Origin of the sequence: Pedobacter aquatilis (assembly GCF_032678405.1) — a bacterium.
Classification (GTDB): Bacteria; Bacteroidota; Bacteroidia; order Sphingobacteriales; family Sphingobacteriaceae; genus Pedobacter; species Pedobacter aquatilis_A.
Window position 1 is genome coordinate 25,593 of the sequence record NZ_JAVTSJ010000009.1, and the last position, 26,725, is coordinate 52,317.

At 37.5% G+C, this 26,725-nt stretch carries 28 protein-coding genes; 10 read left to right on the forward strand and 18 right to left on the reverse strand.

All coding sequences use genetic code 11. From position 1 onward, the window contains the following. The 7 genes from R2R71_RS20425 (at window position 1) to R2R71_RS20455 (ending at window position 7,119) form a co-directional block, all read left to right on the forward strand. Window positions 1-765 carry a methyltransferase domain-containing protein gene (locus R2R71_RS20425; RefSeq protein ID WP_316833147.1) on the forward strand — a complete coding sequence of 255 codons (765 nt, stop codon included), beginning with the start codon at window positions 1-3 and terminating at the stop codon, window positions 763-765. Between the two features lie 97 nt (window positions 766-862). Continuing rightward, the gene (leuD, locus tag R2R71_RS20430; protein WP_316833148.1) at window positions 863-1,444 is read left to right on the forward strand and encodes a 3-isopropylmalate dehydratase small subunit; all 582 of its coding nucleotides are present in this window, start codon (window positions 863-865) and stop codon (window positions 1,442-1,444) included. Window positions 1,445-1,557: 113 nt separating this feature from the next. After that, a complete protein-coding gene (locus tag R2R71_RS20435) occupies window positions 1,558-3,018 on the forward strand; it encodes an ATP-binding cassette domain-containing protein (protein ID WP_316833149.1) in 1,461 nt (486 codons plus the stop codon). A 2-nt stretch (window positions 3,019-3,020) separates the two neighbouring features. Further along, a complete protein-coding gene (leuB, locus tag R2R71_RS20440; RefSeq protein WP_316833150.1) occupies window positions 3,021-4,112 on the forward strand; it encodes a 3-isopropylmalate dehydrogenase in 1,092 nt (363 codons plus the stop codon). Window positions 4,113-4,122: 10 nt separating this feature from the next. Continuing rightward, window positions 4,123-5,283 carry a 2-isopropylmalate synthase gene (locus R2R71_RS20445; RefSeq protein ID WP_316833151.1) on the forward strand — a complete coding sequence of 387 codons (1,161 nt, stop codon included), beginning with the start codon at window positions 4,123-4,125 and terminating at the stop codon, window positions 5,281-5,283. 127 nt (window positions 5,284-5,410) lie between these two features. Next, window positions 5,411-6,661 (forward strand): threonine ammonia-lyase IlvA, encoded by a 1,251-nt coding sequence (gene ilvA / locus R2R71_RS20450; protein ID WP_316833152.1) that lies wholly within the window; start codon window positions 5,411-5,413, stop codon window positions 6,659-6,661. Window positions 6,662-6,768: 107 nt separating this feature from the next. After that, window positions 6,769-7,119, forward strand: coding sequence for a cupin domain-containing protein (locus tag R2R71_RS20455; RefSeq protein ID WP_316833153.1), 351 nt, complete (start codon window positions 6,769-6,771; stop codon window positions 7,117-7,119). A gap of 67 nt (window positions 7,120-7,186) precedes the next feature. Here R2R71_RS20455 and R2R71_RS20460 read toward each other — a convergent pair whose 3' ends face one another. Continuing rightward, the gene (locus tag R2R71_RS20460; RefSeq protein ID WP_316833154.1) at window positions 7,187-7,747 is read right to left on the reverse strand and encodes a DUF4230 domain-containing protein; all 561 of its coding nucleotides are present in this window, start codon (window positions 7,745-7,747) and stop codon (window positions 7,187-7,189) included. A 133-nt stretch (window positions 7,748-7,880) separates the two neighbouring features. Between R2R71_RS20460 and R2R71_RS20465 the strand changes: the two genes are divergently transcribed. Further along, entirely contained in the window at window positions 7,881-8,291 is a 411-nt protein-coding gene (locus R2R71_RS20465) for a hypothetical protein (protein WP_316833155.1), read from the forward strand. A 6-nt stretch (window positions 8,292-8,297) separates the two neighbouring features. Here the strand turns inward: R2R71_RS20465 and R2R71_RS20470 are convergent, their stop codons facing one another. The 16 genes from R2R71_RS20470 to hemA all read right to left on the reverse strand — a co-directional run bounded on the left by R2R71_RS20470 (window position 8,298) and on the right by hemA (window position 23,778). Beyond that, window positions 8,298-9,290, reverse strand: a complete 993-nt coding sequence (locus tag R2R71_RS20470) for an ABC transporter ATP-binding protein (protein ID WP_316833156.1) — start codon at window positions 9,288-9,290, stop codon at window positions 8,298-8,300. A 111-nt stretch (window positions 9,291-9,401) separates the two neighbouring features. Beyond that, entirely contained in the window at window positions 9,402-10,214 is an 813-nt protein-coding gene (locus tag R2R71_RS20475) for an outer membrane beta-barrel protein (protein WP_316833157.1), read from the reverse strand. A gap of 33 nt (window positions 10,215-10,247) precedes the next feature. Beyond that, a complete protein-coding gene (locus R2R71_RS20480) occupies window positions 10,248-11,000 on the reverse strand; it encodes a hypothetical protein (RefSeq protein ID WP_316833158.1) in 753 nt (250 codons plus the stop codon). After that, window positions 10,981-11,550: an RNA polymerase sigma factor gene (locus tag R2R71_RS20485; RefSeq protein ID WP_316833159.1), complete on the reverse strand. Its 570-nt coding sequence runs from the start codon at window positions 11,548-11,550 to the stop codon at window positions 10,981-10,983. Before R2R71_RS20485 ends, R2R71_RS20480 begins: the two co-directional genes overlap by 20 nt. A 407-nt stretch (window positions 11,551-11,957) precedes the next feature. Next, complete coding sequence (locus R2R71_RS20490) at window positions 11,958-13,115, reverse strand: hypothetical protein (protein ID WP_316833160.1); 1,158 nt, start codon at window positions 13,113-13,115, stop codon at window positions 11,958-11,960. A gap of 112 nt (window positions 13,116-13,227) precedes the next feature. Then, window positions 13,228-13,782, reverse strand: a complete 555-nt coding sequence (locus tag R2R71_RS20495) for a CopD family protein (RefSeq protein ID WP_316833161.1) — start codon at window positions 13,780-13,782, stop codon at window positions 13,228-13,230. Between the two features lie 12 nt (window positions 13,783-13,794). Then, a complete protein-coding gene (locus R2R71_RS20500) occupies window positions 13,795-14,082 on the reverse strand; it encodes a type II toxin-antitoxin system RelE/ParE family toxin (protein WP_316833162.1) in 288 nt (95 codons plus the stop codon). Next, window positions 14,070-14,249, reverse strand: a complete 180-nt coding sequence (locus R2R71_RS20505; protein ID WP_316833163.1) for a hypothetical protein — start codon at window positions 14,247-14,249, stop codon at window positions 14,070-14,072. Before R2R71_RS20505 ends, R2R71_RS20500 begins: the two co-directional genes overlap by 13 nt. An 80-nt stretch (window positions 14,250-14,329) precedes the next feature. Further along, window positions 14,330-15,355 (reverse strand): uroporphyrinogen decarboxylase, encoded by a 1,026-nt coding sequence (gene hemE, locus R2R71_RS20510; RefSeq protein WP_316833164.1) that lies wholly within the window; start codon window positions 15,353-15,355, stop codon window positions 14,330-14,332. A 167-nt stretch (window positions 15,356-15,522) separates the two neighbouring features. After that, window positions 15,523-16,038 (reverse strand): hypothetical protein, encoded by a 516-nt coding sequence (locus tag R2R71_RS20515; protein ID WP_316833165.1) that lies wholly within the window; start codon window positions 16,036-16,038, stop codon window positions 15,523-15,525. Further along, complete coding sequence (locus R2R71_RS20520; protein WP_039477978.1) at window positions 16,038-16,742, reverse strand: response regulator transcription factor; 705 nt, start codon at window positions 16,740-16,742, stop codon at window positions 16,038-16,040. Before R2R71_RS20520 ends, R2R71_RS20515 begins: the two co-directional genes overlap by 1 nt. An 8-nt stretch (window positions 16,743-16,750) precedes the next feature. Next, window positions 16,751-17,617 carry a sensor histidine kinase gene (locus R2R71_RS20525; protein WP_316833166.1) on the reverse strand — a complete coding sequence of 289 codons (867 nt, stop codon included), beginning with the start codon at window positions 17,615-17,617 and terminating at the stop codon, window positions 16,751-16,753. A 467-nt stretch (window positions 17,618-18,084) separates the two neighbouring features. Continuing rightward, entirely contained in the window at window positions 18,085-19,455 is a 1,371-nt protein-coding gene (gene hemL / locus R2R71_RS20530) for a glutamate-1-semialdehyde 2,1-aminomutase (RefSeq protein ID WP_316833167.1), read from the reverse strand. A gap of 96 nt (window positions 19,456-19,551) precedes the next feature. Continuing rightward, window positions 19,552-20,520, reverse strand: coding sequence for a porphobilinogen synthase (gene hemB / locus R2R71_RS20535; protein WP_316833168.1), 969 nt, complete (start codon window positions 20,518-20,520; stop codon window positions 19,552-19,554). Window positions 20,521-20,679: 159 nt separating this feature from the next. Beyond that, window positions 20,680-22,260 (reverse strand): hydroxymethylbilane synthase, encoded by a 1,581-nt coding sequence (gene hemC / locus R2R71_RS20540; RefSeq protein WP_316833169.1) that lies wholly within the window; start codon window positions 22,258-22,260, stop codon window positions 20,680-20,682. Between the two features lie 291 nt (window positions 22,261-22,551). Further along, window positions 22,552-23,778 carry a glutamyl-tRNA reductase gene (gene hemA / locus R2R71_RS20545; protein ID WP_316833170.1) on the reverse strand — a complete coding sequence of 409 codons (1,227 nt, stop codon included), beginning with the start codon at window positions 23,776-23,778 and terminating at the stop codon, window positions 22,552-22,554. Between the two features lie 104 nt (window positions 23,779-23,882). Here hemA and R2R71_RS20550 point away from each other — a divergent pair, with 104 nt between their 5' ends. Both R2R71_RS20550 and R2R71_RS20555 read left to right on the forward strand, forming a co-directional pair. Next, the gene (locus R2R71_RS20550) at window positions 23,883-24,278 is read left to right on the forward strand and encodes a DoxX family protein (protein ID WP_316833171.1); all 396 of its coding nucleotides are present in this window, start codon (window positions 23,883-23,885) and stop codon (window positions 24,276-24,278) included. 185 nt (window positions 24,279-24,463) lie between these two features. After that, window positions 24,464-25,288, forward strand: coding sequence for an alpha/beta hydrolase (locus R2R71_RS20555; protein WP_316833172.1), 825 nt, complete (start codon window positions 24,464-24,466; stop codon window positions 25,286-25,288). Window positions 25,289-25,440: 152 nt separating this feature from the next. On the opposite strand, the gene R2R71_RS20560 is transcribed toward R2R71_RS20555, so the two are convergent. Continuing rightward, window positions 25,441-26,715: a mechanosensitive ion channel family protein gene (locus R2R71_RS20560; protein WP_316833173.1), complete on the reverse strand. Its 1,275-nt coding sequence runs from the start codon at window positions 26,713-26,715 to the stop codon at window positions 25,441-25,443. Window positions 26,716-26,725: the final 10 nt, after the last annotated feature.

The following is a 26,725-nucleotide window of genomic DNA, read 5'->3' on the forward strand; positions in this document are numbered from 1 at the left end:
ATGCCAGAGATAGTTTGGGACGCGAATGTATATGATAAACAACACCACTTCGTATCAGATTACGGAGCTGATGTTGTGCAGTGGTTAGATCCAAAAGCGGGTGAAAATATTCTGGATGTAGGTTGTGGTACAGGACAACTTGCTGCGCAGATTGCAGAAAGTGGCGCTAATGTATTAGGAACAGATGCTTCGGCTGAAATGATTGAAAGTGCTCAAAAAGCCTATCCGGATTTAAAATTCGAAGTTGTAAACGGAACAGAACTTCCCTACAACCAAGATTTTGACGCCATTTTTAGTAATGCCACATTTCACTGGATCGAGAATCAGGAAGATTTGATTAAAGGTTTGTTGAAGAGCCTTAAACCAGGAGGAAGACTTGTTGCAGAATTTGGCGGAAAAGGAAATGTTCGTAGCATTACTGACGCGATTAAAAGCGCAGCAGAAAAGCTTAATCTTTCAAACAATGTAATCAGCAACTTCTGGTTCTTCCCCTCAGTAAGTCTTTACACCACAATGCTTGAATCTGCGGGTTTTGAAGTAGAGCAAGTATGGCTTTTTGACAGACCGACTAAACTCACAGGAGAAGATGGAATGTATATCTGGATCAATCAGTTTGCTCAACATGCTTTTAAAAATCTGAGCACTGAACAAGCTGAATCAATCAAAAATTTAGCAGTTGAAATCCTGAAACCCAAATATTTTATCAACGGCGAATGGGTAGCGGACTACAGAAGATTGAGAGTGAAAGCCTGGAAAAGGGCTTAAAGACTAAAGCAAAAAGACCAAAGCTAAAATAGCGATGGCAATATTAAAAGAAATAAAATCAGTGAAATCACCATAATCGGTGTAATCATATTATAAGATGAAAAAGTTCACAAAATTAACATCGGCCGTTGTGCCTTTAAACATAGAGAACATTGATACCGACCAGATTATTCCTGCGAGGTTTTTAAAAGCAACTACCCGCGAAGGATTTGGTGAAAACCTCTTTCGCGATTGGCGCTACAATGGTGACAATACACCAAAGCCAGATTTTGTATTGAATAACCCAACCTACAGCGGAAAGGTATTGGTTGCAGGTAAAAATTTTGGTTGCGGAAGTAGCCGCGAGCACGCTGCCTGGGCTATTCAGGATGCAGGGTTTGATGCGGTAATCAGCAGTTTCTTTGCTGATATTTTTAAAGGAAATGCATTAAACAACGGTTTATTGCCTATTCAGGTAAGCGATGATTTTTTAGCACAAATTTTTAAAGCAGTAGCTAATAGTGCTAATGCACCTTTGGAAGTTGATTTAGAAAATCAAACTGTAACCATCGTAGAGACCGGAGCAAGCGAATCTTTTGAAATTAATCCTTACAAAAAATCTTGTCTGATTAACGGCTATGATGATATCGATTTCATCCTGGCACAAACAAAACTAATAGAAGAGTTTGAAAAAGGATAAAAAATCAAAGATTAAAGCAAATAAAATATCTCATAACAACGCCTGCTAAAAACACAGAAAAAACCATCCAACTTAGATGTACTAAGGTTGCTTAGGTGGTAAAAAATTAACAAATGAAAGAGGGTTTCGTCAATATTCAAAATTTAAATCTGAAATACCAGCAAAAACCGGTGTTAACGGATTTGAACTGGGTAACTAATCCTGGTGAAAACTGGGTATTGGGTGGGCTTAGCGGAAGTGGAAAAACTTCTTTAGCAAAAATTATAGCCGGACAACATAAGGCCATTGGCGATATAAAAATCAATTACCAGAAAGCTGGCATTCTACCTGCAGAAACATTGTACGTTGACAGCTGGTATCAATTCAAAAACCTTGAAGGTGTAGCTAATTTTTATTATCAGCAACGCTATACCAGCCAACAGGCGAAAGATACTTTAACCGTTCACGCTGAGCTTGTTGCTTACGGAAAAGAAAAAGGGCTTCATTTAGATGCTGTTGAACCTATTTTGGAAGCACTTAATTTCTCTTCATTTGCCAGCTCACAATTAATTGAATTATCAAGCGGAGAACATAAAAAACTGCAACTGGTTAAGGCCATCTGGTTAAAACCGCAATTATTAATTATCGACCAGCCCTATACAGGATTGGATGCTTTATCACGCAAAAATTTAAATACCCTACTGGATGAAATTTCTGCTGAAGGTGTTCAGTTAATTTTAATATGTAATGATGCCGAAATACCTGGTTCAATTAATCGTTATGCGGAAATAAAAGAGGGGCAACTTGTACAAGTTGAATCTCTTGAGCACACATTAGCTGTCAATGCACATCAAAAGGCAATACCAGGCTTTTTAAAAGAATCACCCATTTACGCTTCGCAACAAATTGTTAAAATGGTTAATGTAAACATTAGCTATGGTGCAAAGCAGGTACTTAAAAATATTAACTGGGAAGTTAAAGCTGGGGAAAAGTGGTTACTACAGGGGCATAATGGCTCAGGTAAATCTACATTGCTTAGCCTGGTAAATGGCGATCATCCGCAATCTTATGCAAATGAGCTTTACTTGTTTGGAAACAGACGTGGTAGTGGCGAAAGCGTCTGGGACATCAAGCAACATATCGGTTTAATTTCACCAGAATTCCATTGGTATTTTGATGCATCAGCCACGGTTTGGCAAAGCATTGCATCGGGTTTCTATGATACCGTTGGACTCTTCCAGCAATTACCTTATTCCAAAAGTGCACAGGTTGATGAACTTGTGGAATATTTTGGTTTAACATCGAATAAAAATGAGTTGTTAACCTCGCTCCCACTGGGCAAACAACGACTGGTATTACTCGCCAGAACAATTATCAAAAATCCGGAATTACTTATACTGGATGAGCCATGCCAGGGACTAGATTTACAGCAAACTAAACATTTTAACCAACTGGTAGATGAGCTTTGCAGTAATGGCATGACGTTAATTTATGTTGGCCATTTTGAATCGCAGCTGCCAACCTGCATTGAAAAAAGAATATTATTAGAAAAAGGCGAGGTCAAAGTCGTCGAAAACATACTAGAAAGCGTTTAAGAATGAAGAAGAACATATTAGTAATACCTGGAGACGGTATTGGTCCCGAAGTTACCACATGGGGAAAAGCGGCATTAGAGAAAATTGCCGAAATCTTTGGACATGAATTTGTGTTTGACGAAGCTTTAATGGGGCACGCGGCAATTGAAGTTACAGGAGAGCCACTTCCAGACGAGACTCTGGAAAAAGCGAGAAAAAGTGACGCCATCCTTTTCGGGGCAATTGGTCACGCCAAATATGATAATGACCCAAGTTTAAAAGTAAGACCTGAGCAAGGCTTATTGAAAATCCGCAAGGAACTTGGTTTGTTTGCCAACCTCCGCCCAATATTACTATTTGATGAACTTCTTCAGGCATCAAGCATCAAGCCCGAAATCCTGAGAGGAACAGATATCTTATTCTTCAGAGAGCTTACTGGCGATGTTTATTTTGGTGAAAAATCACGCTCAGAAGACAGAAACACCGCTTCTGATTTAATGATTTACCATCGTTACGAGGTAGAGCGTATTGCACACAAGGCTTATCAGGCAGCACAACAGCGTAATAAAAGATTATGCTCGGTAGACAAAGCAAACGTTTTGGAAAGCTCTCGTCTTTGGCGTGAAACAGTTCAGGAAATTGCAAAACAGTATCCTGACGTAGAAACAGAACATATGTTTATCGACAATGCAGCGATGCAATTAATTAAAAACCCTAAGAAATTTGATGTGGTTTTAACCGCAAATCTGTTCGGAGATATTCTTACCGATGAAGCTTCGCAAATTGCAGGTTCAATGGGAATGCTGGCCTCTGCTTCTGTTGGGGATAGCACAGGCTTCTTCGAGCCTATCCATGGTTCAGCGCACGATATTACCGGCAAAGACTTAGCAAACCCACTTGCTTCTATCCTATCGGCAGCATTAATGCTCGAAATTGGTTTTGGTTTAAAAGAAGAAGCCAAATTATTGGTTGATACTGTAGATGAAGTATTGAAAGATGGTTTCAGAACGCATGATATCGCTGATCAAACAACCAATCGTTTCAAAGTATTAGGTACAGCTGAAATGGGCAAATTGGTGTTAAAATTCTTAAGTCAAAAAATTACTCAATCCTAAATAAAAGATTATGATTCACGATCCGAACAAAGTTTATATTTTCGACACGACATTACGTGACGGTGAGCAGGTTCCAGGCTGCCAGTTAGATACAAAACAAAAAATTGAAATCGCTAAATCACTTGAACTTCTAGGTGTTGATGTGATTGAAGCAGGTTTCCCTGTTTCAAGCCCAGGCGACTTTAACAGTGTTATTGAATTATCTAAAGCGGTTAACGATCCGATTATTTGTGCCTTAACCCGTGCAAACAGAAATGACATCGATGTAGCTGCTGATGCGTTACGTTATGCCAAAAGGCCACGTATCCATACCGGAATTGGTTCTTCTGATTTTCATATCAAACATAAATTTAACTCAACCCGCGAAGATATTTTAGAACGTGCCGTTGATGCCGTTAAATACGCTAAAAAATATGTAGAAGATGTTGAGTTTTATGCGGAAGATGCTGGCCGTGCTGACATTGAATTTTTAGCAAAAATGATTGAAGCGGTTATCGCTGCTGGCGCTACTGTTGTAAACATTCCGGATACTAATGGTTACTGTTTACCTGACCAATACGGTTCTAAAATTCTTTATTTGAAAGAAAACGTTAAAAATATCGATAACGCTATTATCTCTGTACACTGTCACAATGATTTAGGCTTAGCTACGGCAAATTCAATTGCAGGTGTGCAGAATGGTGCCCGTCAGGTTGAATGTACCATCAACGGTATCGGCGAACGTGCAGGAAATACTTCAATGGAAGAAGTAGTAATGATTTTAAAAACGCATAAAGTTTTAGGTTTAAATACCAGCATTGATGCCAGGCAGTTTTATGACATCAGCCAAATGGTGAGAAGCCAGATGAATATGCCTGTTCAGCCGAACAAAGCTATTGTTGGTGCTAACGCATTTTCGCACAGCTCAGGAATTCACCAGGATGGTTTCTTAAAAAACCGTGAAAACTACGAAATTATTAAACCAGAAGACGTTGGTTTCCCTGATGCAAGTATTGTTTTAACAGCGAGAAGTGGTCGACATGCATTAAAGCACCATTTAGTTCGCTTAGGGCATGATTTAGACAAAGACAATTTAGATATTGTTTACAAACAGTTTCTTGTTTTAGCCGATAGTAAACAAGGTATTAATGATACTGATTTAAATGAATTAGTAGCTTTGCACTTGGCATAAAATAAGCTGAAAGGCAAATGCTGAAAGCTTACAAACCCGTTATTGAGGGACATTAAGCAACTGCATTTGTTTTTCAGAAAATATAACCGGGTATGAGTTATGATACCCGACATCTGAATTTAAAATAATGAATACGACTACACCATACACACTCGATTTTAACGCTGCATCGCAACGGTTGAAAGACGTAGTGAAACGCACACCTTTGGAGTTTAACGCAGGCCTTTCCGAACGATACAATGCCAATATTTACTTGAAAAGGGAGGACTTACAAATTGTGCGTTCTTACAAATTGCGTGGTGCTTATAACAAAATCAGTACCCTTCCGCAAGAAGCATTAACCAATGGAGTTGTTTGTGCCAGTGCTGGTAACCACGCCCAGGGTGTAGCTTATTCCTGTAAAAAACTAGGTATTAAGGGAGTTATCTTTATGCCTGAAATAACACCAAAACAAAAAATCAAACAGGTAAATATGTTTGGTGGTGATAATATTGAAATCATCCTGGTTGGCGATACTTTTGATGATTGCCTAAAAGAAGCACTCATCTATTGTGAAGAAAAATCATCGACTTTCATTCCGCCTTTTGATGATGAAAAAGTAATTGAAGGGCAGGCTACTGTTGCTGTTGAAATCTTCGAAGATTTACCCGAATTAGATGCTATTGTTGTGCCTGTAGGCGGCGGTGGTTTAGCCTCAGGAGTAAGTTCTTATTTACAAACAGTAAAACCAAATGTGAAGATTTTTGGTGTAGAACCAATGGGTGCTCCCTCATTGAGTGAAGCACTAAAAAATGGCGGTCCGGTAACTGTTGAGAATATCGAGCGCTTTGTAGATGGTGCTGCTGTAAAGAGAATGGGCTGGATCACTTATCAGTATTGCAAAGAACTGCTAAGTTCTACTTATCTTATTCCCGAGGGGCAAATCTGTACTACCATCCTAAAGCTTTATAATGAGGATGCAATTGTAGTAGAACCAGCCGGAGCCTTATCTGTTGCTGCACTAGAACAGGTTAAAGATCAGATTGCCGGTAAAAATGTTGTTTGTGTCGTTAGCGGTGGAAATAATGATATCGAGCGGATGCAGGAGATCAAAGAAAAATCTCTACTGTTTGAAGGTTTAAAGCATTACTTCATTGTTCGTTTTCCACAACGTCCGGGTGCATTAAAATTATTTGTGAATGAGGTTTTAGGCCCAAAAGATGACATTACACGTTTTGAGTTTATCAAAAAAACAAACAAAGAAAACGGACCTGCTTTAGTTGGTATCGAGCTTTCAAATAAAAATGATTATGCAAGTTTATTACAACGCCTGAGGGATTTCAAATTTGAAATTATCGAACTGAACCAAGATCAAACTTTGTTTGAATATTTAGTTTAATTTGTACACCTAAAAAACTTCGTTGTGAGGCATAAAGCAATCCCTTGGAAATAACTTGCTTATGCCTCGCAACTACAAAAATACAACACCGCAAACTTCCCAGATATATGAACTTTAAAGATCTAACTAATAGGACATTAATTGCTGACGAGGATATCGATTGGGAAGAACTAGGTGATGGTGTCAGGCGTAAAATTATGGCTTACGATGACAACTTAATGTTGGTTAAGGTTGAGTTTAAAAAAGGTGCGGTCGGAGCCATTCATAATCATCCACATTTGCAGCTAAGTTATTTTGCCAAAGGTAGCTTTGAAGTGACTATAGGGGAAGATAAGAAGCTTCTCAAAGAAGGAGATGTTTTCTTTGCGCCAACCATGGTTTACCATGGTGTTCATTGTTTAGAAGATGGTTTGTTAATCGATGTATTTAACCCGCATCGGGAGGATTTTTTAAAATAATTTAAATCATATTCATCTCCCGAGTATTTCTTCGAACATGCGAGCTTACCTAAGGTGAAAAAAATATTTACTCAAAAGTCAGCCTTACATTTTTATAACCCAATCCTTCAATAATCGGTTTGAGCACACTTGCCGCATTTGTTTTGGTTTGAGTTAAGATATCAGATTTTTTTACCTCGGCCATTATTTTCTGTTCCGCGGCTTTATAGGCTTCATCAACCAGTTTTGCTTCTCTAAAGAAAGCCATTTTGGTATCGTAAACCCTTGAATTTTTGTGGTCAATCTTTACGTAACAAATTTCAGGCTGTGGTAAATTTACTACAGCAGTGTCCGCATCAATGGTAATGTTACTTCTGGTAATTTTAGCTAGATCAATACAACCAACGGCATCGGCTTTAACAATAAGCAAAACACTTGCTTCAGGTAAAAAATCGGTTTTGTTTTTATGTTCCAGTACGTCGCTAATTTGATAACGAACCAGTTCTAATTTACCAATAGCTTCGATTTTTTCTACCAAAAGCTGATGTTTGCTCTCTACAGAAGTATTTATGCTAAACTTTTTTGAGATAAAAAAATAACCAGCCACGGCTAATATAATCCAGGGCAAAACTCTAAAAAATAATCTCATCAGGGGATGTTGCTAATTTAAATTTCAATAATGTGCATTTATTAATAAACAATTATTAATCCATAATGTGTTTTCTGATTTTTTGGCAGCTATTTTGCATTACGCCAAACACACACAAATAAACACTAATCACATGAAAAAGCTAACCATTCTAATGCTATGCATTGCCACACTAGGTCTGGCATCCTGCAAAAAGGACACAATTGTTCAAAACACGCCTAACATTACGCTGTATAAAACCATCCAGGCAAATCAGTGGATTTCAGCGAGCGATGCCAATGGACTTTATTATTATGTAGATATCACCGATAACCGTATTGAACAATATGAAGATGACGGTATAATCTTATCCTTTGCCCGTTTTAATGATGATGGCTACGACGCTTTACCATTTACCTACGGAACAGATTCTTATAGTTACAGCTCTTTTCCAGGTAGAATAAGGGTTTATTTACAATATAACAATAACCGGAATACACTACCCGTAAGACCAACGGCAAGCATAGGTGCCAGAATTGTACTGGTTGCTTCTTCTTCCAACTAAAAAGTTTTAAAACGCTAAAAAACGACTTATGTTCAATTGAACGTGGTCGTTTTTTTTATGCGCTCCGCTATTCAATTGCAAAGCCCGAACATTTACGCCGTTTCTTTCCAAAAGTAACTCGTCGTAAAAACCCTTATAGTAAATATCTTTTACCTCAAACCTTCTGCTACTCCAACTGTTATTTAATTCAGCCCATTCGGGATAAAAAACAACAAATTGTTTGTCTGTTTTTAGTCCAAGTTTCTCAGCTTCCTCTTTTGTTAGCACAACTGCATTACCTAAAATTTGGGCAGTATAAATATGTTTAGGATGCTGGTAAATTTCAGTAGGTTTTCCCGTTTGCAGGAGTTCGCCATTTCTCAGAATCAGCATCTGATCGGCTAAAAACAAGCCATCTGCCGGATCATGCGAAACTAAGATAACTGTAACTCCTGTTTCGGATGCTATGCGCTTGATATCTGCCCTCAACTGGTTCTTTAACAAAGCATCTACCTGGCTAAATGGTTCATCCATTAACAAAACTTTTGTATCGGAAACCATTGCTTTCGCAATGGCTACGCGTTGCTGCTCTCCGCCACTTAGTTCGATTATTTTTTTGTTCCGCAATGGAAGAATCCTAAGATGCTCCATAATGGCCAAAGTTTTATCGTTCTTGGTTTTTAAATCAGTGTTCGATAATTGTGAGGCAATGTTATCATAAACCTTGGCATAAATGTTCAGCGAAAAATCCTGGGTTACCATTTTCATCTGCTTATGCCCTGGGATTAACTGTTCATCAGGCCCCAAAACTCGCCTATCTTCAAAAAATACTTCACCTTCGTCAGTTTTTAGTAAGCCATAAATAGATTTTAACAAAGTCGATTTACCACTTCCGCTTTCGCCGATTATGGCTACAACATCACCTCGATTGACGTTAAAATTAATGTTCTTAATTCCACTGGATTCTTCAGTCTGATATTGTTTGGTTAAGTTATTAACGCTGATTATAGTATTGCTCACGAAGTAAAGATAAGGCTTAAAGATTAAAGCGGAAAGACTAAAGCTTAAAGCATAAAAAATCCTGTTCCGCCTAACCGAAACAGGATTTGATTTATCTGTGTGTTGTTATGTTTAATTTAAACCAAAGGTTACACCAAAACTCATGTTTTTTAATCCAGCTTGCGCAGGTGTGGCAAACATATCATTGAAGTAGTATTTTGTAAATAAACCTAAACCTCCGTAACCGAATCTAAGTGTACCACCATAACGCATCGATTGGAAATGGTAATTATCGTATTGTTTAACTTTTCCAAATTCATCGCTAATCTGTTTAACTTTTCCACCAATCAGGAAACTTACTTCTGGGCCTACCACAAAATAGAATCTTTTACCTTTATTGTTTTCTTTCGTACGGAATTCAAAGTTTAAAGGAATGTGAGCGTAACTACTAGAGAAACGATTTTTAGAATAAATAATGTTATCAGTTGTGTAAGTTAGCGTTGGCTGGTTTTTCTGAATGGTGATATTATCTCTCAATCTGATTAAAGTCCAGTCGAAACCACCGGCTATATAAATTTTAAAGTTTGAGTTAAAGCGATAGCCAAACTGTAAGATATCGAAAGAAAATGTGCTGGTTTTACCACCCCTGTAATCAAGGAAATCGTTTGTTGGAGATAAGTTGAAATCACCGTTATCAATTAATCTGGAGAAACCTAAATCAACCCTGGTAAAAGTTACACCACCAACAAAACGTCCCTTTTTAGCATTCTCTGTAGAATCATTATTCTTTCTGATAATATTTCCACCACCTATCGTTAATGTATATTTAGTTTTTTTCCTGATCACCGTATCCTTAACTACTGTATCTTGTTGTGCAAAAGCACCAGGAGCCATAACACCGATAAGTCCGCTTACCAAAAGTGTTGTAAAAATTAAACGTTTCATATATTTTGTGTGTTTGTTTTTAAATCTTGAATTTTATTTTTTCTTTTTACCAAATCTGAAAGGCCCGATATTTATCGATGCAATTGATGAGTCATCATCATCGGTACGGAACTGAATCAGCTTATCTTTTCTTTTATCAACTTTGTTTACGATAAGATTTACCACATCTCCAACATTTCGAATCCCTTTGTTTTCAGCCTGACTATTATCTTCAGTTACATCATCTGTTTTAATAGTTGACGTAGCCGAGGCATAAACCGTTTCCGTATTAGTTTTTGAAACCGCATCAGCTATCTTTTCTTTGATATCTTTTTCAGGCTCAACCATTGCAAGCGTTGTTTCCTGTTTTTGCATTTCAGGTGCTGTAACTATTTTTTGTTTTTCAACAGCTTTCACATCTTCCTTTACCGTAGTTTTTGCAATTACTTCAATTGGTTTCGAAATTACCGGCGAAGCCTGTTCTGCTTTTTCATTCGGAACAATAGGGGTTTTTATTGAATCGATAACTGCAGGTTGTGCTTTCTCAAGGGGTTTAACCTCTTTCGTTGACATATTATTCGCGAACTGTTTCGGCTTAACATCTTGTTGCTGATAAATTAAAACCCCTACTGTAGCAATTACTAAAATCGCTGCCGCCGATAACCAATAAACAGGGAATATCCTTTTTTTCTTCGGCTCTATTTCACTTTCGATGCCACCCCACAAATCTCTTGATGGTGCGATTTCAACATCTTCGAAAGCATTTTTAAATAATTGATCAAAATCCTTATCCTGCATAGGTTGCATAACCAAAGCCCTCCATTTTTGTAATTTCTTCTTTTAATATTGCTCTTGCCCTCGATAATTGCGATTTACTTGCGCCCTCCGAGATACCAAGCGTTTCTCCTATTTCTTTGTGCGAATACCCCTCAATTACGTACATATTGAAAACCATTCTATAACCATCAGCCAGTTTTTGTATCGCTTTCATCAAATCCTGCATCCCTAAACGACTAAAATCAAATCCAGTCGATGGCTGTTCGTAAGCCTCATCAATTTCAACAACGCTTAAGCTCCTTAAATTTTTTCGGTAGCTTTCAATCGCTGTGTTCACCATTACCCGTCTAATCCATCCTTCAAACGAACCGTCACCCCTGTATTCTTTAATTTTCTGAAAAACCTTAATGTATCCCATCTGTAATACATCTTCAGCTTCCATCCTGTCTTTGGCGTAGCGCATACAAACGGCCATCATTTTCGATGCAGTTTGCTTATAAAGCAACTCTTGCATCTTCCGGTCGCCAGCTTTGCAGCCCTCCATCAAATCGTCTATTGTATAGCTTCGCGTCAATTTCATTGTGTGTTTGTATATAGAAGATGGCAGATTACAAACAATGGTTGCATCGGGGGCGAAAAAAAGTTAAATAAATGTTAAAAATCACCACTAACACCTGATTAACAGATAGATAAATATCAAATAAATTTCAAGAAAGATATTATTTTTTATTTAAAAACGGGCATTCAGTATTTTATGGCGAGCAGAAGTCCCGATATTTGCTTCAAAACCTCAGCGCGTTTCTCGCTTTCGGGTTTTACGCCGCTATTGGGTTTAGAAACTTAAACCTGTAATAACAGCAGATCGCAGACCCTATGGCCGACACTAAGAACAGTGCCAAACCTAACTAGCTGTAATAGCTAGGACTTTATGCAACCAGCGCTAATTAGCTTTAGCTGATCTTTTAAGAATAACTTATATTGCTGATCTTACCTTTCAGTTTTTTTTACCTTAAACAATTTAAAATCTTGCTTATAAGTTAAAAAGAATGAATGGTTAAATTGTAATTGTTTATCTGTATTATCTAAATCAATATGCGGTTCGAAACGAATATCGAGGTATAAATGTGGGATCAGTTCTTTTTGGTAAGCATAACGCAGGGAGACAATATTTCTTGAGCTTTGTCTTAAGCCTGGGCTATATAAATTATCAGAAACAGATTCGTACAATGGCATACCTTTGATCGAAATAAAATTATTTCCTTTCCAATAAGAAGCTACCAAACTTCCCCATTTACTTTCTACACCGGCATTTAACCATAAACCAAAACCACCCTGGTATGACCTGCGCTTATCGGGAGAAAAATCCTTGTAAACCGCAACATAGTTATCTGTATAAACCTGTTTAATATTTCCATTAATATCACGGTGAAGTTTCAAACCGGCAGCACCATTAAAAACCGTGCTGATTGGAATTTCTTTCAAAACGTCTATCTGGCCACCTTGGTGAAAAGCTAAAAACTGTGCTGGAATGCTCAATTTCCATTGACCTGTTTTTACCAGGAAAGATTCGGTTGATAAACCGCCAATAATCTCTTCCTTAGCCGCCTCTCCTTTATCAATCATTTTCTGCCAGGCAATCCAGGCATCGAGATTAAATTTATTTCTTTCTACCAATAATTGTGTACCATACTCGATCGGATTGGTTATCGTACGCTCAAAATCATAAAGCGGTTCGATATATTTATGTTGTATCCCGCCTTCCAAACTTCCGAAAATCAAGCTTAAATTACGTTTATGGTACTTTACACTAAATAATGGTTTAGCGTCAGTTATTCCATTTTTCCCAAAATCTTTGCGGATAAAAGCACCTGCAGTAATCGCTAAATTAGGATGTGCGAAATAGACTAATTGAGGCTGTAACTGCGTACCATATAACGTGTAACCATCATGAAAATCGTTGGTATATTCATAATTACGAACGTAGTTAAAATTATAAAAGTTAAAATGAACTTCGTTTGTTAAACTGCTATCAGGACGGATTCTATTCTCTAAAGCCGATTGATTAAATTGAGCAGAAGCAAAATAACTGGCGAAAAGAAAAGATATGATGAGTAAGGTTTTTTTCAAACCTGTAGTTATAAACATGAGCCTGGATTTTTATCGCTCAAATTTAGAATAGTTTTTGGTTTATTTAACCGGGAAGCACGTGAAGTTTACGCAAAGTAAACAAAGAAGCAGGTTGTATTTTACCTTTTACTTATTTCTTTAAACGATAATTCTTATACAGTTTTACAGCGATCATTATGGCCAATGCAATACCCATGATACCAATTAAGCCGTAAATCCAGTTAATGGCACTTTTGAGGATGACCACAAAAACAATTGCGATCATAAAAATGGTTGCCAGTTCTCGCCATAAACGAAGCTGAAAGCTACTTAGCTTAAACTGATTATTCCGTAATTGCTTTACAATATTGCGGCAAATGAAATGATAAATAATTAACCCGACTACAAAGCCTAATTTAACATGCATCCAATCCATTTGGAGTAAACTGCTATTTAATGTTAACATCCCAACGCCAGCAAACAGTGCAATAAGCATTGCCGGGGCACAGATAATTTTCCATAAAGTAGCTTCCATCTTCACAAATTGCTTTAACAGAATGCTTTTTTCAGGCTCTGGTTTTTCGTTTGCTTCGGTATGATAGATGAAAAGACTTAAAATATAGAATAAACCGGCCATCCAGCTAATAACGAATACGATATGTACGGCTTTGAAATATTGGTAATATGGTAAAAGGGCTTCTATCATTTAAAAGAAACTTTACAAAAAAGGTTGAGAGGCATGATGAATTGTGATTACCTCGATTTCATCATTATCCTTATCGAAATAATAAATAATGCGGTAATTCCCTTCAATTAGTTCACGAATAGATTCATTGTCTCTTTCAGGCACAATTCTGCCTAATTCAGGCATTTCTTTTAATATTTTAGTTTTGTTAAAAAGTCTTTTGATAAGTGCCGAGGCAAAACTATCAGAATATTGACTATGGTAATTGGCAATATTGTTTAAATCATCAATAGCTATCTCAGTCCAAACTATTTTAGCCATTTATCTAACTTTTGTTCCGCTTCTTCCTCTGAGTAAATTTTACCATCTTTTACCTGATTTAAGCCTGCGTCAATTTTCTGAAGTAAAACTATTCTTTCAATTAACTCATCAGCCGAAAATTCGTCAGGCATCTCTTTCAAAGTATTTATGATTTCTATCTTTTTCATGAAAAAAGTTTAATACAAGATAAAAAAATTAACCCAATATTTTAAATATTATTCAAAGTTACCCGCGGGAGGTGTAAGAATTAATACCTAAACTCTTTTACCACCTCAATTGCGTACTTCACGTTATCGAAAGGAATATCTGGCATAATACCATGGCCTAAGTTGAAAATAAATCCTTCTGTTCCACGCATACGCTCAAAAAGCTTATGGATTTGTGCTTTGATTACCGCTTGATCAGCATATAAAATATGTGGATCTAAATTTCCTTGTACTGCAATACCTTTTGGTAAGGCATTTTTAATGTTCAATAAATCGGCGTTCCAATCAACAGAAATTACATCTGGCTTAGCTTCTGCCATTATTGGAGCGAATACCGAACTTCCTTTACAGAAAGAAATTACAGGAATATCTTTTCTATTTAAGTTCGAAATAATTTCCTGGATATAGCGGTGAGAAAACTCCTGATAATCATTCCACGATAAGGCTAATGCCCAACTATCGAAAATCTGAAGTGCATTTACACCTGCGGCAATCTGTAAATTTAGATAGTCGGCAGTTACTTTAGCAATTTTTGCCAAAAGTTTATGTGCAAGCTCAGGTTGATTATGAATAAAAAGTTTCGTTAACTTAAAATCTTTAGATGATCCCCCTTCAATCAGGTAACTCATTACGGTAAAAGGTGCACCTGCAAACCCTATTAATGGAATCCTGTTATCCAACCGTTGTTGAATTACTTTGATCGCGTCTGCCACATATTGCAACTCATCTAAACAATCAACATTTAAGTTTTCAATGTCATGGGCATTGCGAACCGGATTTGCAAACTTAGGTCCAACACCCTGGGTAAAACTCAAATCGCCACCCATAGCCTCGCCAGTTACCAAAATATCACAGAATAAAATAGCCGCGTCAATATCCAACAAATCAACAGGTAACATCGTAACATCTGCAGCAATTTCAGGATTTTTGCACATCTCTAAAAAAGAGTATTTGTTTTTAATCTCCCAATACTGCGGCATAAAACGACCTGCCTGACGCATCATCCATACGGGTGGACGTTCTGTTTGTTTCGAAAATGCTGCGTCTAAAAATAAATTATTCTTCATGATTTGTTGTTAATTCTCCTGTAATCGCCATGCTTAAAGATCCCGGATCGAATTAGGATGACGTGGGGATAAAAATTTTAATTTTGCAAAGGTATAAAATAAAAAAAAACGAAGTGCCTTTTTATTCCTAAACAGGTGCTTCGTTTTTCAAAATGACAATAGAAATATTATAACTTGCTTATTTCCTTTTCTATTTTAACAATAATATCTTTCGATCGTTCTGTATCAGCAAGTTCTTTCGCTAATTTTGTATAAGCTTCGGCTCTTTCTTTATCTTTTTTCCTCAGCGCGAGATTAGCTAAGTGGATTAATACATAACCTTTCTGTGTTTTACCACCAACCGCAAAACGACTGGCAACCTGAAAGTGATATTCTGCCTTATCCCAATCTTCATCTTTCAAGGCGATACTGCCTTGCATAAACTCATAATAACCCCTGCGGCTTTTCGATAACCTTTCAGGCTTAGGTACCTCGGCAAGCATTAGTCTGGCTTTTCCAAACTCATTATTCTTAAAGTATTTAGAAGCCATTAATACCGAGCTGTGCTTGTAGTGGCTCCAGATAACAAATAAGAACAGGAAACCTGCAACTGCTGCCAGTTCGTATTGAACGAAATAAACACATACCAACGCGACCAGCAGAAAAATCGCCATTAAAATATACCTGCCTAAGCTATTGTACATTAATGACTATCCGTAAATTTATAACCTACGCCACGAATAGAGTGGAAATAAACCGGGTTTTTTTGATCGGGTTCGAAATACTTACGAAAGGTTAAAATAAAGTTATCGATTGTTCTGGTTGATGGATAAACATCGTAATTCCAAACGGTTTCCAAAATCTGTTCACGCGAAACAGCATCATTTTTACGCTCAATTAAAAGCTTCAATAACATGGTCTCTTTTTTGGTTAAAGGCGTTATCGTGCCGTCATCGTGTTTTAATTCGAATGAGTTGAAATAAATGGTTTTATCACCAATTTTATAAGAATTCAGTTCTTTCAAATCATCTGATTTTAAACTGCGTTTAACCAGAATACCTACACGAAGAATTAGTTCCTCTAAGTTGAAAGGTTTAACCAAATAATCATCAGCACCTTTTTTCAAGCCTAAAACACGGTCTTCAGAGGTGTTTTTAGCGGTTAAAAACATAATCGGAACTTCCGCATTCTCCAAACGAATGGTTTCACAAACCTGAAACCCATCCATTTCCGGAAGCATAACATCCAGTACAATTAAGTTGAAGCGTTCTTCTTTAAATACTTTAAGAGCGGTTTTGCCATCTTTAACGGCGTGAACTTTATATCCTTCAAGTTCGAGGTTTAATTTGATAGCGTCTAACAAGTGATCCTCGTCTTCTACCAATAGAATTCTTAATTTTTGTGACATAATTGAGATTAACTAAATGTTACTTCAAAAATACTTCCCTGAGGCAAATTGTCTTTTACTGTAATATCTGCATCATGGTATTGTAAAACCTCTTTCACAATAAACAAGCCTAAACCTGTTCCCTTCGCTTTTCTGACATTCTCATTACCAACACGGTAAAACTTATCAAATATCAACATTTTTTCGGCATCTGAAATACCCGGCCCTTTATCGATTACACTCAACCTAATATGCCCCTCAAACGTATCTAAATGCACATTTATCTCGTCACATGGGCTTGAATACTTAACCGCATTTTCTATTAAATTAGTAACCACTGACGATAAGGCAAATTTGTCACCCACTATCTGCAAATTTGGCTGAATATGGGCATTAATCAACTGTTCGTTACCACACGAGTGGACCTGCAAGCGATCTGTAATTTTATATACCAGTTCCGAAAAATTAAACTCCTCTTTAGGAAAGGTATAAGAACGGTTTTCAATCTTCGTGGCAAGTAACATATTCTCCACCAAATCATCAAGCCGTTCAATATCTTTTAACGAATTATTTAACAGCGAAACCTGGCGGGCTTTATCCAGATCTCTTTTAACAATGGTTTGTATCGATAGTTTTATCGCCGCCAAAGGCGATTTCAACTCATGGGTAATCGACATCAAAAAATTTTGCTGCTGCTCCCTTAATTTGTCTTCACGTTTTAATGATTGATGTAGAAAATAACCACCAAAACAAAGCAAAAATAAAAATACAGACCCTTCGCCCATGACCATCGTCATACGGCTAGGTTGCAAGCGCACAACCAGTGTGCCCCACGAAATGAGTTGAATTAAAGCGTAAAGCAATAATGCATAAAATATGATGATTGACTTCTTCATTTCAAGAATGTTTATTAGTCGAAGATATTAATATGTTACCTCAAGCACTAAATTATATTATTTTGAAAAGCAATTTTCTGTTCATTTTGGTTAAATCAGTCCCGCTTTCCGTTGCAATCTTTTTTAAACTTCTGTTATGCTGAGGAACGAAGCATCTGTTTCATCGGTTGCAGATGCTTCGTTCCTCAGCATGACAGTTTATCCAAGGTTGCTGCTAAAAAAATATTTTCACTTCAATCGGGTTTAGAAAAGTTTAGCTTGTGCAGGCGACTAAAAAACCACCCCCAACCCCTCCTTGAAAATAAGGAGGGGAGTTTCCCTCAAAGTTTTATAGAACCATCGTCGTAACTTTGTACCTCGCAATAACGACTTATTGAGCTTATATTTCCTTCAATGTATTATATGGTTAAAACTTTTTCACTCTCCTATCCATGGCTGGTAACACACCAACCATCATACAATCACACCTATTTCTTAAACACTAAATCCAGCGCCTCAAAAATTGCCCGCTTTGCTTTCTCCAACTCTATTTTAGTATGTGCTGAAGATACAAAACCAACCTCGTAGCCTGATGGCCCTAAATAAATTCCCCTGTTCAGCAATTCGCGGTGCATAATTTTAAATTTCTCCATACTGCCAGCATCAATATCATCTGCCGACTGAATTTTATCCTTATCCGTAAACGCGAACCAGAAAATAGAACCAATGGTGAATACCTTAAATTTGTAATTTCGGGCTGTTGCAAAACGCTGAATACTGGCCACAAATTCCTGCGCCTTATTATTCAGATCCTTGTAAAAACCTGATTTATTCAACTCTGTTAAAGTAGCGATACCCGCCGCCATAGCAACCGGGTTTCCTGATAGTGTACCAGCCTGGTAAACGCCCCCATCGGGCGAAATGTGTCCCATTATTTCAGCTGACGCACCATACATACCAACAGGCAATCCACCACCAATAATTTTACCATAAGTTACAATATCTGGTGTAATGCCATAATGGGCAGCAGCACCTTCAAAGCCTACACGGAAGCCTGTTATAACTTCATCAAAGATTAACAAAGAACCGTTATCAGTACAGATTTTACGCAAAAAGTGAATATATTCTTCATCCTGCATAATTAAACCATTGTTTGCAGGAATACCCTCAATAATTACGGCAGCAATCTGGTCTTTAAACTGATTGAATGCTTGTTCAATCGCTGTTTTATCGTTCAGTGGAATTACAATCGTTTCTTCTGCAAAAGATTTTGGAACACCAGCTGATGAGGTTTCTCCAAAAGTAACCAAGCCAGATCCAGCTTTTACTAGAAGTGAATCACTATGACCATGGTAACAGCCCTCAAATTTTAAAATTTTATCTCTGCCAGTGAAGCCTCTTGCCAAGCGGATGGCGGACATTACAGCTTCGGTACCAGAACTTGTAAACCGGATTTTCTCTACGAAACGATTGTTTTTGATAATCAGTTCTGCCAATTCATTCTCTAAAGCTGTCGGTGCACCGAAGCTCATTCCGTTCTGCATTACCTCGGTTACCTTTTCTCTAATCTTAGGATTGTTATGCCCTAATATAAGTGGGCCCCAGCTTCCGCAGAAATCAATAAATTGATTTCCATCTGCATCCCAGATAAAACAACCGTCACCTTTTTCAATAAATAATGGCGTACCATAAACCGATTTGAAAGCCCTTACCGGTGAATTAACGCCCCCCGGAAAATAAGTTTTCGATTTCTCATACAATTCGGCCGATTTTACTCTTGAAATATCAGGCTTACTCCCTGTGTTAACGGGAACATCGGCTTCATTGCCTGAAAACATCTTCTTTAACGAATCTAACATTTTTATTAAGCTAAAAGCTGAATGACTAAAGCTTAAAGCGAAGAGTAAAGCGTTATAAAATGGCTTCGATCTTTCGGCTTTTAGCTTTCAGCTTATCTACATCCAGTTGTTATTTAAAATATCTTTAATATGATAAGTGGTAATAATACTTGCACCAGCCCTCGCAAAGGCATGCATGGTTTCCATCACTACTTTTTGTTCATCGATCCAGCCACGTTCTGCAGCTGCTTTTACCATTGAATATTCACCCGAAACATTGTAAACTGCAATTGGTAAATTGGTATCTTGTTTTAGGCGTTGAATAATATCCAGATAAGCTAGACCAGGTTTCACCATCAAAACATCGGCGCCTTCCTGTTCATCGAGTTGCGCTTCGCGTAAAGCTTCAAGTGGGTTCCTAAAGTCCATTTGATAAGCTTTCCGATCCCCTTTACTCGGTGCACAATCTGCAGCCTCTCTAAATGGCCCATAATAAGCAGAAGCAAACTTTGTAGCATGGCTCATAATGGCTGCATTTACAAAACCGTTTTCATCCAAAAGATTACGGATGGCCGCTATCCTACCGTCCATCATATCAGACGGCGCAAACATATCTGCCCCAGCCTGCGCATGAGTTAACGCCATTTTTGCAATTACATCTACAGTTTTATCGTTCTGAACGTAATCATTCTCCATAATACCGCAATGTCCATGGGTAGTGTAAGAACATACACAGACATCAGTAACTACATATAAATCATCGCCAAACTGTTTTTTAAGCTCGCGAACAGCAGTTGGTACTAAAGAGTGATCATGATAGGCTGACTTGGCATCTGCCGATTTTTCGTCCCCAACACCGAAAAGCATAATTTTATTTAAGCCTTTCTTCATTCCGGTTTCCACATCTTTAACCAGGGTATCAACCGAATAGTGGTTAACACCAGGCATGGCATCAATAGCGTGAGTAACATTTGTTCCAGGTACCACAAAATAAGGGTACACAAACATATCTTTCGATAGTCGGGTTTCAGCTACCATCTCTCTCACTAAAGGATTCTTCCTCAATCTTCTCGGACGATGTAACATAATATTAGTATCAAGTATTTAGTATCAAGTATCAAGACTTGAATGTTTTGTTATTATTTATTTCCCGTCATTGCGAGGAACGAAGCAATCTTCTGGAAATTAGATTGCTTCGTTCCTCGCTATGACGATGTCGCCTCGCTTTAAGCTTTCCCCTCTAAGCTATCTTATTTCTATTCCAAAAACAGCTTCCGACAATCCAATTTCATCAGGTGAATACGGCAAGGCATATTTCACACCCATTTCATCAAATTTCTTACCGGTAGAATTACCGATGGCAATAACCTGCTGACCAGGTTCTAGTAAATTATCGGCAAAATAAGCATCAACATTTGACGGACTAGTAAAAATTAAGATGTCTGCAAAACTCTGATCGATGTTTTCTTCAATTACGGTTTCATAGATAGGTAAGTCGATAATTTTAGCATCAGCTGGTAACGACTTTTGAATTGACTGTAATGAATCCTGGGCTCTTGGGAACAATACATGCTTACCGGAAACCAATTTTGCAAAATCTTCTGCAACTTCAGTAATGTCTCCGCTCGTCCCTACGAAATCTGCAAAATGTCCAAATTTACGCAAGGCATCCTCAGAACCACGCCCCACCACACCAAATTGTGTTTTCTTAGGCAATAAAGGCTTCAGATTAAAAAAGTACTCAACACTATTCCTACTACTGAAGAAAATCCAATCGATATTTTTTAAAATAAACTGGTCCAAAACCGTCACTATAGGAAAAGTGCGAATTAAAGAACGTCCTTCAACTTCTATGTTATTGCTTTCTAAAGCTCTTCTAAAATAGCTGTGTTCACCAATTTCACGGGAGATGAAAACTTTTGCCGGTTTCTTACGCTCCTTATCAAATTTAGCTACAATTTTTTCCGACAAACCTTCACTCGTTGCAGAACGCAAAAATAATCGCTCAGGAAAGTCTTCAGCGGTATCCGCCTTTGCCGTCCATACTTCAAATTCACCATCCTCTTTTTTGCAATAGCAGCCTAAAGGCATATGGCAGCCCCCTTCAAAAAGGTTTAACACCTTACGTTCTACACCAACTTCCTCAGCGGTTGCCGGATTGTGCAGTTTTTGTAAAGCATCAAAAAGTTCTTGATCATTTTCCCTGATTTGAATGGCCAGCGCACCTTGCGCCGGTGCAGGAACAAATTCTGTAGGCTCTAATTCTTCTACGTGAAATTCGCTGACATCTAAACCTAATCGCTTAATACCCGCTTTAGCCAGCATAATTGCATCATAGTCTTCATCACGAAGTTTTTGAATTCGCGTTGGAACATTACCCCGTAAATCTTCAATTTCCAGATCGGAACGCAAACCTAAAAGCTGTGCTTTTCTTCTGTTAGATGAAGTACCCACCATCGCACCTTTTTTAAGCGACAGTTTTTGCGAAACATCTACACAGTCTTTCAAAATCAAAAGATATTCAGTTGCCTCTTCACGGGCTGGAATGGCAGCAATGGTTAAGCCTGCAGGATGTGTGGTCGGTAAATCTTTTAAACAGTGTACTGCCAAATCGATTGTTCCGCCTAAAAGCTCTTCTTCCAATTCTTTGGTAAAAAAACCTTTTCCTTCTAACTTATCTAATCTTAAGTTCAGGATTTTATCGCCCTGTGTTTTAATGATTTTAATTTCCGACTCAATACCAATAGCAGCCAATTCTGCCTGGATGTGATTTGCCTGCCATAAGGCCAGTTCGCTACCGCGAGTTCCAATGGTTAATTTCTTCACTATAAAGGTTAAATGAATTGCAAATTTAAGTTAATTAGTTATTTATACCATGAATTGTTTAAAAATGAGACAGTGAGCTTACAGAGAGAGGAGATTGAAATGAGTTTTAAGTTACGGGAACAGGCTTAATTTTAATAAACCAGATTGTAGTGGAGATATTTTTTGGCAACACCCCTGAACAAACTGTCATGCTGAGGCACGAAGCATATACAACCGATGAAACAGATTCTTCGTTCCTCAGAATGACTAACTTTAAAAAGATGGCTTCGTTTTTTGACAGGTGGAAATGGGCTACGACTGATTAACCAGAATCTCTTTAGCCATGATCATGGGAACGCTGATACATTTTTTTTCCATGTAGTTCATTACACGTTCTAAAACTTCACGAGAGGCATCGTCTAACTGGCTAATTTCATCAGCGAATACGCCGTTCAACGCCGTATTCTTGATTTCTTTTATCTTACGTGGCACATCTTGCATGGCCAGCTCAATACGACGCTGCTTTAACACAGTAAAGAACTCTGTAATGTTGTTAGCAATAATCTCTTCGGCGTGAACCAGTTCTTTATAACGTTCCTGAATATTTTTACGGGCAACTTCTTTAAGTGATTCTACCTCGATATAATGAACAGGATTATTATGAATAACTGCCGGAGCAACATCGTTTGGAATTGCTAAATCTACAATTACTTTCTTACCGGTATCACCATTAAGTAATTTGGCATACAATTCCTCTGTAATAATTGCTTCAGTGGCACCAGTACAAGTAATGATCACATCAAACCCTTCTGTAAAATTTTCAAGCGCAGTAAGGTGATAAGCTTTACCGTTTAACTCCTCAGCCAACGATTCGGCTTTAGAAAGTGTACGGTTGAAAACAGAAAAATTTGAATATTTATGTTTATTTAAGTATTTGGCAATATTCTGGTTCGTCTCGCCGGCGCCAATAATTAATATGCGTGAATTGCCACACATATTTAATTCTTTAAGCTTACGGTAAGCCAATGAAACTACTGATACTGGATTCTTAGAAATGTTGGTATGCGTATAAACTTCCTTTGCTGTTTTTACCACCCTATCCATAATCATGCGTAAATAGTCGCCGGTAAAACCTGCATCGCGGCAGTTCTCATAAGCCTTACGGATTTGGGCAAGGATTTCTTTTTCGCCAACAACAAGGCTCTCAAGTGAGCAAGAAGTTCTTAAAAGATGATTAAATGCTTCTTCGTTTTCATAAACCGTAACATTATCAAGGAAACGCTCCATAAATTCAGGAGGCAAGCCCATATCTAAAACGGTAAGAAATTTAGTTACGAATTCCTTATCTGTTTTTTCTTTGGTTAGAAAAACAAACTCAACACGATTACAAGTGCCAATGTAGAAAATTTCGCTAACGGGAAGTTCCGTTTGAATATTCTTCAACCTGCTATCTAAACTCTGGTCACAAATAACTAATTTCCCTAAAGATTTCAGGTCGATGTGGTGATGCGTAAAAGCTATTACTTTTAAATATTCCAAGTGATTCCGTTATTAACTATTATCGGGATACAAAAGTAATACGCTTGATGTATGTCAGCGTCATTAATCTGTAATTTACATCAATTTAGAACGGTTTTAAATAAATGCATAAAGTTGACAATCGAACATTTGCTTTCAAACTCTTCCTTTGGATTTACGCCATTTTCTATATCCTGGCAGGCCTAAATCATTTTATATCCACTAATGCCTATTACGCCATAATACCTAAATGGTTGCCTGCACATTCATTTTTAATTTATTTTTCGGGCTTTACTGAAATTCTTTTCGGCATATTATTGTATTATCGAAAAACAAGAAAAATAGCTTCCTTACTTATCATTTTAATGCTGATTGCCTTTATTCCAGCCCATATTTACATGATACAGATCTCACCATTTATGCTTGGAAAGTTATTAATTACACCGCTTATCGCCTGGTTAAGAATACCGTTGCAAGCACTGCTTATTGGCTGGGCCTGGTATTATTATCGAAATCCATGAATATAAATTTTAGAAAAGCAGGGTACAGTATTCTATTTTAATGTTAGTCCCGCTTTCCGTTATGATCTTTTTCAATTACTGCGCAAAAAGTATCTTCACTTCAATCGGGTTTAAAAAACTTAAGTCAAAACAGATAACAAAATCAAATATTGTAGGTTTATAAAACTATACCAATTCCTTAAATTATGATTATACAAAATGATTTTAGCCTCAGCGGTTCAGACGGAAAATTAATTATTGGCGACATTACCTACGATGATAAGAACCCCAAAACGCCAATTGTGCTTTTTGTTCATGGCTTTAAAGGTTTTAAAGACTGGGGCGCACACAACCTGGTTGCCCGTTATTTTGCTGCAAATGGCTATCGTTATATCAAATTTAACTTATCTCATAGTGGTGTTACAGCTGATAATCCAAAAGATGTGACCGATTTGGAAAGTTTTGCCAGCAATACCGTTTCAAAAGAACTTTTTGATGTTAATGCAGTCCTTGATTTTATCGAGAAAGCTTACGGCAGGGAAACTGAAGTGAACTTAATTGGACATAGCAGGGGCGGCGGATTAATAATTATTGAGGCTTCAAACGATTTAAGAATTAATAAACTTATTACCTGGAGTGCCATTTCGGGCTTTGAGACTTTATGGAAAAAAGAGCAGGAAGCTGAATGGCTTGAAAAGGGAAAAATTTATGTAACCAATGCACGTACGAAAGAACAAATGCCTTTAAACGTAACATTGCTTAACGATTTCAATGAAAATGCTGAGACCTTAAATATCATAGAGGCATCAAAACGGATTAATATTCCCTGGTTAATTATTCAGGGTGATGATGATGTGAATGTTCCTTTCGAAAATGCACAGAAACTTGCAGATGCCAATCCAAACAGCCGGCTTGTAAGAATTGAAGGCGCAAACCATGTTTATGGCGCAACACAGCCCTATGACAACGAAACTTTACCTCCGCTTTTATTAAAAGTTTGTGAAAAGTGTTTAACCTTTTTGGGCGAATAGATAATTCTGTCATTCTGAGCGTAGCGAAGAATCTGCAAGCGATGAAATACAATCGCCAGTTAACTCACAGCCGCGAAAATGGCAGGTGCTATATTTTATTTCATAGTCAATAATTTAGGAATTCTTCGCTACGTTCAGAATAACCAACCGTTTTAATCATTTCCCCTACCCACAAAACCACGCATATCACTTCCGCTTGGACTTTGAAAAATTTCGAGATCAAAATACGGTACCGCAGCCAACAAATGATCAAAGATATCTGCAGCAACTTCTTCAAACTTTTTCAATCCCTTTTCTTTCGAGAATACGTAAATCTCAATAGGTAAACCATTTTCTGTTGCCTGTAACTGACGAACCATAAAAGTTAAATCGGTATTGATGAACGGATTACTTTCCAGGTATTTTTCAGCATAAACCCTAAATGTTCCGATGTTCGTCATGTGCCGCCCATTAACCAGGTTATTAGGATCAACTGTATTTTCAGCATTAAAGACTGCTATCTGTTGTTGTGTTTCACGAAGGTAATCCTTAAGGAAATCAATGCTCTTCAAACGATCTATCAAATCCTCGTCGCAAAACTTAATACTGGAAATTTTAATGTTGATATGCCGCTTAATCCGACGCCCTTCACTTTCTTCCATAGCCCGCCAGTTTTTAAAAGATTCACTCACGATGGCATAACTTGGCACAATGGTTACTGTTTTATCCCAGTTTCTAACTTTAATTGTAGTTAAGTTTATTTCCGTAACTTCACCATCGGCACCATATTTCTCAACAGTAATCCAGTCGCCTACCCTTACCAAATCGATTGCACTCATCTGTACTGATGCCACAAAACCGAGAATTGGATCACGAAATACGAGAATAAATACCGCCGTTACTGCACCAAAGCCTCCAAAAATATACAATGGCGATTCATTTAAGATTATCGACAGAATCAGGACAAAACCGACAATATAGAAAATGATCTTGGCAACTTGCTTGTAACTTCTAATTGGCTTATCGGCGTATTTTCTGGATGATTCCATAATAGAAACCACGGCATTTAAAAATGCATTTACCGCAAACATTACCGCCAGAACGATGTAAATCTTTGCAAATATTAAAGCGTAGAAAAGCCAGCTTTTGAAATCAATAAACACAAAGGGAACAGCATTGTAAATAATATATGCACCAAAAATCAATGCAAAGGCCCTGAAAACCCTGAACTCGAAAAGCGCCTTTTGCCAATCAGATTTGGTCTTAGCACTTTTTACAACAACAATAAAAACCTGACGCGTTATAAATATCGTTACAAATAGGAATAGTGTAACGCCAATTAATCCAAGAAAAAAATACGCATAAAATAATTCACCATCAGAAAGGCCTTTATTCATCAGCCAGTTTCTCAATGCACCAAAAATAGTTTGAAACGTAGGAATGCTCATTAAGGCAATT